The sequence below is a fragment of the Marinobacter sp. UBA5687 genome (assembly GCF_002420325.1).
GTDB lineage: Bacteria > Pseudomonadota > Gammaproteobacteria > Pseudomonadales > Oleiphilaceae > Marinobacter > Marinobacter nauticus.
The window spans coordinates 1-8,501 of the sequence record NZ_DIHV01000007.1 but is presented as its reverse complement, the minus strand read 5'-3'; the positions used below and the strand labels follow the sequence as shown (position 1 = coordinate 8,501).

Genomic DNA, 8,501 nt, shown 5'->3' with positions numbered 1-8,501 from the left:
GTCCCATTCCGCGGCACCGACCAGGCGGCCAATTTCGCGACCGTCATGATCAAGCAGCAGCGTTGTAGGAACACCTTCTATGCCCAGTGTTGAGGTCGCCAGTGTGGACGGATCAATATACTGGCGAAGATGCTGAATGCTTGTTTCCCGGTAGAATTTTTCAACAACGCTGATGCCTACGTGGTCAACGGACAGCGCGACCACTTCAAATTGCTCGCCGCCCAGTTGAGCCTGGAGTGAGTCAAGCGTCGGCATTTCCTCACGGCAGGGTGCGCACCAGGTCGCCCAGATATTGAGCAAAATCGCCTTACCCTTAAAGTCAGCCAGTGTCAGCGGCCTGCCGTCTTCGTCCTCAAAAGCCAGCTCGGGCAGAGTGCGAGGGGACTCCCAGATCAGGAAACCCTGGGGCCCCACCGACTTCGGAACCTTCCCTGCAGCCATAACTTGAGCGGCTATGGAAATAGCAAGCGCGAAAAGGACTACGGCGATTCCCCGGGCGGCAGATATGCGCTGGTGACTCATTGGACATTACTCCTGATTACAGTGGTCGGTTTGTTGCCGGCATGGTGCCCCACGCGTTACTCACTCTGTAACAGCTCTTCAATTCGCCCGTGCAGTCGGCCCCAGAACCCATCATCGGCTGCCGCGTTGGGGCCTTTGGCAATGGCCGTCAGGTAGGTCTCCAGGTGTTCAGGCTTGAATTTCAATCCATGGAACCGGGCCCGCATCTGCCCTTCCGGGTCAATCACGTGGGTTACCACACCATGGACCTGTACACCCTCACCCGTATCCCTGAACTGAACGCCGTAGGCTTTAGCAAGTTCTGGTGTCAGTTCAGGTGGTTCCATCCTGGCTCGGTAGAGGAATTGCCAGTTGCGGGGATTCAGATCGAAATTCTCGCCGTAGGCACGCATGTTTCTCCGGGTGCCTGCAACATCTTCCCGGTCCGTGGCAATGGTGATGAACACCACCTCTTCACTCAGCCCTTCTTCTTCAACCCCGGTTTGCAACTGCCGGATCAGGTTCATATGCAAAGGGCAGGCCTCGGTACAGCGCGTGTAGAGAAAGTTAAGCACAACGGTTTTGCCGTTTAAGTCGGCAAGGGCAAGGGTATTGCCATCAACGCCTGTAAGATCAAATTCAGGGGCCGGCTGATCCACAAACTGGGCATACCGCTCTTTCTCGTTCAACGAGGCCTCCACATCTTCCATGGAATGGGCCATGGCATTGGTGCTGACCTGGGCAACCATGGCAATCAGCAATTCTGAATACACTGTTCACAGTCATTCTCCATTTGAGTTGTTTTCCGAAGGGAGTCCCGGTTTATTGTGGCTTGATATCGTCCAGATTCAGCGCAACGGGCAGGTCAGCTGGTGCCAGGCAAACGCCCTCGTCACTGCAGGCCTGTACCCGTACCGTCATGTCTAGCTTGCCTGCCTCTTTCAGCGCGGCGGTCTGTTTTTCATCTGGCAGCAGCCGGATGCTCGCACCGTCGTCGTACACCTCCAGGGCGGTGTCACCCAGCACAATGTCACTGACCCGGCCGCGCGGGTACTCCGTCGGAATATCGAGCGACTGGCCGCCAGCCGAAGACTTGGCGACGGTGGGGATCAGAAACTCCATGGAGGCTGGATTCGCATTCACGTGCCAGCCCGGTTCAATGTCCAGTGTCAGAACGATTTCACCGGTCTCCCCTATCAGGGCTTTGCCGCCTTCCGCAAGATTGAGGCGGACCTTATCGGAAGAATCTGCCAACCCCGTGCGGGCAACTGGCGCCTGGGGGTCGGAACTGGCTTGTTCAGGCTGGGCTGAGCCAGGGGCCTTTCCGGAATTGGTACCGATCAACATGAACGCCGCGATCGCGATCAGAAAAACCGCTATGCCGGTCAGCAATACTTTGGCTTGGGTTGTCATGGTTCATCTCCAGTATCTAGGGTTGTGAATTCTCGGTGCGGTTGATCGCCTCGACCAGGCTGTCGGTATCAAAGAGCCCAGTGAAACGGGCGACAACGGTGCCGTCAGCGTCAAAAATCGCCGCAAAAGGCAAAGCTTGCCCACCCGTCGCGGTTAACAATGCGTCTTTTTCGGGATCGCTTGCTGTCACATCCACCTGAATCGGCACCATGCCGGCCCGCGCTACGGCTTCAGCCACAGCGGGCTCTTTATACACGGTGCGCTCCAGGACCTTGCAGTTGATGCACCAATCGGCAGTGAACTCCAGCAAATACGGCGTGCCACGGGCTTTTGTGTCCGCCAGGAGTTCTGCGGAGTAGGGCTGCCAGACAAGTTCGTCTTCGCCGCTGCCCAACGGAGATGCGAATACCACTGTCACCGCAAGGGCAAGGCCTGTCGCCGTTGCAGTGATCACGCGAACGGCACCGCTCCCCTGAACGAAACGACGGAGACCCCAGACCAGCACCAGCGCCAGCCAGGCCCACCACAGCCAGGGGTATACCGCTTTGGGCACCAGGCTCGCGCTGAAAAAGACGGCGGCGGCCAGCAATATCAGCGCGAGCACTTCACGAATGGCCAGGGTCCAGGGGCCCGCCTTGGGCAACCGGCTCAGCCACTCGGGCCTGAGCATCAGTACCGCGTAGGGCAACGACAGCCCCAGCCCGATACTGCCGAATATCCCCATGATGACCGGTGTCGGCTGGGTAACGGCAAAGGCCAGAACGCCACCGAGGAATGGTCCTGCGCAGGGCGCGGCCAGAATCGCACTCAACAGCCCGGATACATAGGCTTCAAAGTAACGCCGGCCATGCGCCGAGGCGGCGAATGTCGGGACGGGGATGGGCAGATCGAGCCAGGTAATCACCGCAAACCCGACCATTAACGCAACCAGGACGGCCACGAATAGCGTTGACTGGAACAATGTGCCCCAGTTCCACTGCAGCAGTGCGGTCAGGCCGCCCAGCGTCAGGAAAAAGGTGAGTGTTCCGGCCGTGAATGCCAACGCGGCCAGCACCCGATGGGACCTCTGGCCGCCCGCCTCCCGCAGGATGGTCCGGACCTTGATGGGGATCGCGGGCAGCACGCAGGGCGTCAGGTTCAGCAGTAGACCTGCCATAACCGCCATCATGATCTGGCCGGCAATGAGTAATGAGGGCAGCTGATCCATTACTCAGTGACTCCCAGCATCCTGCCGAGCGCTTCCTGGCTGGGCACACCAGTCTGGCCCCGCCATTGTCCGCTCGTGTCCTTGAACAGCAGCCCTGGCGTCCCGCTGAAACCCGCCTCGGCCATCCACTGACCGTGTTGTTCGAGGGCCTGTTGAAGGTCGGCCGGGATCGGAGTGAGTTCAGAAATGCCGCGGCCGTCACCGCTTTTTCCGAAGTTTTCCTCAAACACCTGGAGCGCCGCGGCTCGATCCTCTGCGTTCATGATTGCTGCAGAAAGCCCCAGGCTGGACGGTTTGAGAAACCCAACCATGACCCAGTGCAACCTGACTTTCCCCTCCGCAACCCAATCCCTGGTTTGCTGCCAGAATTTGTGGCAAAAAATGCAGTTGGGATCCGCGAAGATATAGACCTCAGGGGCATCTTTACCGCCCTCGCTCACCAGATGGGGGTCCCGGGAGAGCTGCTCGGCAACCGACGCATACGTCGGCTTCGGTATATAACGAGCGGAATATTCGCTGGTCAGATCGTTGCCATCACTCTCCAGAAGTGCGCCGGAAAAAGTGAGGTCACCGAGACCATAGAGGATTCCGGTTTTCCCGTCGCCGGTCTTTACAACATAGCCGGTCACGCCCTCGGCTGGCGTGGAGAAGCGTTCAGTCACCGTAAAACCGATTCTCTCCTGCAGTGCCTTGATTCCCGGGTCCATTGGTGGTGACGCCGAGGCCAAGGCAGCGAATAAACTCAAAAAAAGTGCCATCGAAAGCTTATGGCAGAGCACGGTCATGCCGCGCACCGGGTATTCCAGATAGAATGACATCACAGATACGTTCCCGTTTTCATGTATTCATCAGTCGATAAAATCACCAGCAAAGCTGCCTACGTGGTGGTCTACCGCGCAAGGCCAAACGACAGGCACTCGAAGCGAAAGCCTCTGGTAATCAAAGGTTCAGGAGACTGTTGATTACTTGGGAGGAAAAGGGTCTGGGCCAGAAAGTACACGGCCGGAATGAGAAGAATAGCCTTTCGGGCAGGGGGAAGATAACAGCACTACAGAGTCTCTAATTGCAGATTTCCCGACATGGGACGTTGAACACGGGCTACTGCAGCTGCCCTCGGCATTGAGCCCGGCGCAGTCATGCATCACCTGGGTGTCTGGCAACATGACACAAGCCTCGGCCATGGGTTCCGCTTCAAAAGAGGTCGCGGCAACTCCCTGTGCAACGGGGAGAAGAGCCACGAGCAGTAGTACTGCCAGTCCCATAAGCCGTGTGGTCATCGCACTGATATCCTGATTACAGAACAGCTAAAACATCTTCCGCGTGGGAAGATAGTCGCCCACTTTAACCTACATTGGCGGAAGTGCAAACAGACACGCTCCATCACCGTATCCGCCAATTCGGCTACCAGAGTAAGATGTTGGCGGCGCACATAAGTTCCTCAGAAGCTTGGGTGTGGGGACTATCCGGGGATAAAACATCCGCTCTCCCTCGAGCCCTCAGTCGAGTGAAAATCATGTTCTTTCACGTTGATCGTTCCCCCCCACTGCCCCCTCATGCAATGATGCAATCAATGGGCAGGTAATATTGTACGGATGGGCATGGCACTGCTCAACCATCTCGCCCAGTACCTTCTCGATTCTCCCCAGTTGGTCGATTTTCTCACGCACGTCCCGCAACTTGTGCTCGGCCAGAGCGCTGGCCTCCTGGCAGTGAGCGCCATCTTCAAGTTGTAGCAGGTCACTGATTTCGACAAGACTGAAGCCCAGCTGCTGAGCCGTTTTCACGAACATTAACCGCTCGATATCAGCTGGACCATAGCGCCTAATACCACCTGGAGGACGTTCCGGCTCCGGTACTAGACGTCGCCGCTGGTAATAGCGGATTGTCTCGACATGGACGTTGGCAGCCTTAGCCAGGCCACCGATGGTCAATGAATTCGCTTTATCCGGCATACCCCTTGACTCCGTAGCTGACTACGGAAGTAATCTTATCTCATCGAATGAAACCATGAAAGGTGTCAGCGTTATGCCGAATTCCAAATCGGGGCGTGTCCCCTTGGCTGCGGGAGGTATTGCGGGCCTTTTGGCTTCGGCCTGCTGTCTCGGACCGCTGGTACTTGTCGCGCTGGGTGTCTCCGGTGCCTGGATGGGCAACCTCACGGCTCTTGAACCTTACCGCCCGATTTTCATCGGCGTTGCATTGGTGGCCATGTTCTTCGCCTGGCGTCGAATCTTCCGGCCAGTGGAACAGTGTCAACCCGGTGAAGTGTGTGCCGTACCACGGGTGCGAACGACTTATAAGGTGATCTTTTGGGCAGTAACGGCACTGATACTGGTCGCCCTGTTGTTTCCCTATGCCCTTCCTCTGTTTTATTGAAAGGAGATTGTCCCATGAAAATGCGCTTTGCCATGACGTTGCTTTTCGCCCTGCTCAGCATGCCCTCGTGGGCCGCCATGCAGACAGTGACGCTTTCAGTTCCGGGGATGACCTGTTCCGCATGCCCCATTACCATCAAGCTGGCCTTGACCAAGGTGGACGGTGTTTCACAAGTCGACGTGAGCTATCCGGATCGAGAAGCCGTGATTACCTTTGACGACACACGAACATCGGTGGAAGCCTTAACCCAGGCAACGGGCGATGTCGGCTATCCCTCCACCCTGAAATCCCTGGAAACGGACAGTAAGTGAGTTGTGATAAAGGACTCCAAGCGCCCTCTGTTACACGCGACTCGGCGCCTGCCGTGACAATGCCCCAGTAATTCAAGGAACTCGGAATGAATAGTGACAAAAACCTGCATATCGCTGTGATTGGTAGCGGCGGCGCAGCCATGGCGGCTGCCCTGAAGGCCGCGGAGCGCGGCGCCCGCATCACCCTGATCGAGCGCGGCATTATTGGTGGTACCTGCGTGAATACCGGCTGCGTGCCGTCGAAAATCATGAGTCGTGCCGCGCATATCGCGCATCTGCGCACGGAGAGCCCATTTGACGGGGGCGTCAGCGCCCAGATACCGAAGGTGGACCGGGCGAACCTGCTTCAGCAACAGCAGACGCGTGTCGAGGAACTGCGCGACGCCAAGTACGAAGGGATTCTGCGCGACCAGACGGCAATCACGGTCCTGAACGGTGAAGCCCGGTTTGTCGATGCCAATAACCTGGTGGTCCAGTTGAACGAGGGCGGCGAGCAGAACGTCCATTTCGATCGCGCCTTTATTGGCACTGGCGCCCGTCCCGCAGAGCCGTCGATACCGGGGCTGGTTCAAGCCGAGTCTGCGAATGATGCCCAAGCAGTGAAAGCGCTGGCGACTGACTCCTCCGGCGCCCTGCTGGTGCTTCGGGATAGCGGCCTGCTTGTTCTTGATGATAAGACTGCCGCCGACATCCCGCTGCCACCGTCCGATTCCGGCGCTCAACCCCGTTCCATGGCAAAGGGCGCGGACGAACGCCTGTACCTGGCAGGGCCAGGCCTTGGCATCTGGCGCTATGAGTATGCTAGCGAGCGCTGGCATTCCCTCAATGACACCCTGCCGGATCTCGGAATCACCGCCATTGCCGCCCACGCCACCCAACCGGAAACGCTCTACGCCTATCTTGGTGAAGGTGGCATGTTCCGATCCAGGGACGGCGGTGGCGAATGGGTGAAGGTTGACGGTGGACCCCGGGAGCCGGTGCAGGCGTTCCTGCACTCGGATATGCCCGGCAGCATGGAAAGTGGCTGGCTGTTCGCGGGCACCACCCGTGGTGTGGCCCGTTCCATGGACTGTTTTTGCTTCTGGGGCGATGCCGGCGAATTGCGAGGGGCGGTGACGGCCATTGATTACGATCCTTCGGCCCCGGAGAACGTCTACGCCGTAATCGAGGGGCAACTTCACCACAGTTCTGACGGCGGCGAAACCTGGGTTGGCCTTGAAATACCCCAGGCAATCACCGCTCTGACATTCTCACCCAAGGAAGGACTCGTGGTGGGCACGGAAAACGGAGACCTGCTTTCGCGGAACGCCTCTGGCGAATGGGTGCCTGTTCATGAATAAGTGGTTTGTCCCGCTGGTCTTGCTCGTTGCCCCGGCCCTTCTGATGGCCGGTGGCGCGCCACCAAACAGCGACAGCTTGCCGACCGAAGTGGCCAAGGGTCGCCAGATCTACGAGCAATACTGCGCCGCCTGCCACGGATGGCAGGGTGAAGGTGCGGCCAACTGGAACAAACCGGATGAGAAAGGCGAAATGCCCCCGCCACCACACGATGAGACCGGCCACACCTGGCGCCACAGTGATGCCATGCTGTTCAGGATGATTGCCGAGGGATGGCGGCATCCCTTCAACAAAACAGATCGGCTGGCTATGCCAGCATTTGAGGACACCCTCACCGACGAGGAAATTCAGTGGGTGATCGAGTACCTGAGAACACTATGGACAGACGACCAGCGCCGCTATCAACAGAACGAAAGTCAGGACATTAACCAGGCCGAGAGCCCCTCCTGACTTCTCACGGATACCAGACAACACTCCTTTAAATCTCGGTAACTCGAAAATGTCGTTGAAGCAGCACTTCAATAAATGGTCATGGTTATTCGGTATAGCCGGTTTCAGTCTGGTGGTCGCTGCAATTTTCGTGTTGCCGCAGTACCTGAAGCCTGATCTGGATGCCGGTGTCACTTTTTACGCCACCGAGGGATGCGCACCTTTTGAAGGTCAGTGTATCGGGCGAAAGGGCGATCAAACCATCACAGTCGGCTTAGGTAATGAAGCCATCGAATCGATGACAGAGATTCCCATTCGTGTGCGTCTCGATAACATGACAGCAGACTCCCTGATCGTGGATTTCGAAGGGCTTGAAATGTACATGGGCGTGGTCCGCACCCAGCTGCTACCGAATGCCCAGGGTGTTTACCAGGGAACCATTACCCTGCCGGAGTGCGGTACCGGCAAGATGCTATGGCGGTCGAGGGTTATCATCGACAACGACCCTTCCAGTGAAGGTATCAAATTTGATTTCTGGGCAGTTTAACGGACTTACAAAACTTAGGGGACTAAATTCCTGATCTTGCAACCTGGGGAATTGGCGCCGCGTTTGCCATCGGCTGGACACCCTGTATAGGCCCCATACTCGGGGCCATATTGGCGCTCAGCTCCACGCATGCCAATGCTGAGGCGGGCATGCTGTATCTGGCGGCGTATTCGTTGGGGTTGGCTCTTCCTTTTCTCGGAACTGCCCTGTTTATTGAACACTTTCGGCAACGAGTACGCTGGTTCAGTCGCTGGAGTAGACTGCTGAGAGCGCTTGCTGGCTTGGTGCTCGTTGTAATGGGAGTAATGGTGCTCACCGGTCGGATGACACTCTTTGCGTCGTGGATGTTGTCGACGTTTCCGGTTCTCGGAAGGCTTGG

Annotated in this window: 11 protein-coding genes and 1 pseudogene; 6 read left to right on the top strand and 6 right to left on the bottom strand. The window is 57.5% G+C overall.

The features are described from left to right. The 6 genes from B3Y70_RS00510 to merR form a co-directional block, all read right to left on the bottom strand. Window positions 1-522 (bottom strand): TlpA family protein disulfide reductase (locus B3Y70_RS00510; RefSeq protein WP_288589051.1); only part of this gene is annotated, 522 nt, incomplete at its 3' end. Window positions 523-578: 56 nt separating this feature from the next. Further along, entirely contained in the window at window positions 579-1,274 is a 696-nt protein-coding gene (locus B3Y70_RS00505) for an SCO family protein (RefSeq protein WP_226611492.1), read from the bottom strand. 49 nt (window positions 1,275-1,323) lie between these two features. Beyond that, window positions 1,324-1,914: a protein-disulfide reductase DsbD domain-containing protein gene (locus B3Y70_RS00500; protein ID WP_011784890.1), complete on the bottom strand. Its 591-nt coding sequence runs from the start codon at window positions 1,912-1,914 to the stop codon at window positions 1,324-1,326. 16 nt (window positions 1,915-1,930) lie between these two features. After that, entirely contained in the window at window positions 1,931-3,121 is a 1,191-nt protein-coding gene (locus B3Y70_RS00495) for a protein-disulfide reductase DsbD family protein (protein WP_011784889.1), read from the bottom strand. Then, complete coding sequence (dsbG, locus tag B3Y70_RS00490) at window positions 3,121-3,939, bottom strand: thiol:disulfide interchange protein DsbG (RefSeq protein ID WP_011784888.1); 819 nt, start codon at window positions 3,937-3,939, stop codon at window positions 3,121-3,123. The genes B3Y70_RS00495 and dsbG overlap by 1 nt, the downstream gene beginning before the upstream one ends. A 693-nt stretch (window positions 3,940-4,632) precedes the next feature. Then, window positions 4,633-5,073, bottom strand: a complete 441-nt coding sequence (gene merR, locus B3Y70_RS00485) for an Hg(II)-responsive transcriptional regulator (protein WP_011784886.1) — start codon at window positions 5,071-5,073, stop codon at window positions 4,633-4,635. A gap of 73 nt (window positions 5,074-5,146) precedes the next feature. On the opposite strand from merR, the gene merT reads away from it, so the two are divergent. From merT to B3Y70_RS00455, 6 genes and pseudogenes are all read left to right on the top strand, one after another. Further along, entirely contained in the window at window positions 5,147-5,497 is a 351-nt protein-coding gene (merT, locus tag B3Y70_RS00480) for a mercuric ion transporter MerT (protein WP_011784885.1), read from the top strand. Between the two features lie 14 nt (window positions 5,498-5,511). Further along, window positions 5,512-5,808 carry a mercury resistance system periplasmic binding protein MerP gene (gene merP, locus B3Y70_RS00475; protein WP_226611489.1) on the top strand — a complete coding sequence of 99 codons (297 nt, stop codon included), beginning with the start codon at window positions 5,512-5,514 and terminating at the stop codon, window positions 5,806-5,808. Between the two features lie 86 nt (window positions 5,809-5,894). Beyond that, window positions 5,895-7,148, top strand: a complete 1,254-nt coding sequence (locus B3Y70_RS00470; RefSeq protein ID WP_011784883.1) for an FAD-dependent oxidoreductase — start codon at window positions 5,895-5,897, stop codon at window positions 7,146-7,148. After that, complete coding sequence (locus B3Y70_RS00465) at window positions 7,141-7,596, top strand: c-type cytochrome (protein ID WP_011784882.1); 456 nt, start codon at window positions 7,141-7,143, stop codon at window positions 7,594-7,596. The genes B3Y70_RS00470 and B3Y70_RS00465 overlap by 8 nt, the downstream gene beginning before the upstream one ends. Before the next feature lie 49 nt (window positions 7,597-7,645). Then, complete coding sequence (locus B3Y70_RS00460; protein ID WP_011784881.1) at window positions 7,646-8,122, top strand: hypothetical protein; 477 nt, start codon at window positions 7,646-7,648, stop codon at window positions 8,120-8,122. Between the two features lie 53 nt (window positions 8,123-8,175). Then, window positions 8,176-8,501, top strand: a pseudogene (locus B3Y70_RS00455) (cytochrome c biogenesis CcdA family protein); the annotation flags it as partial.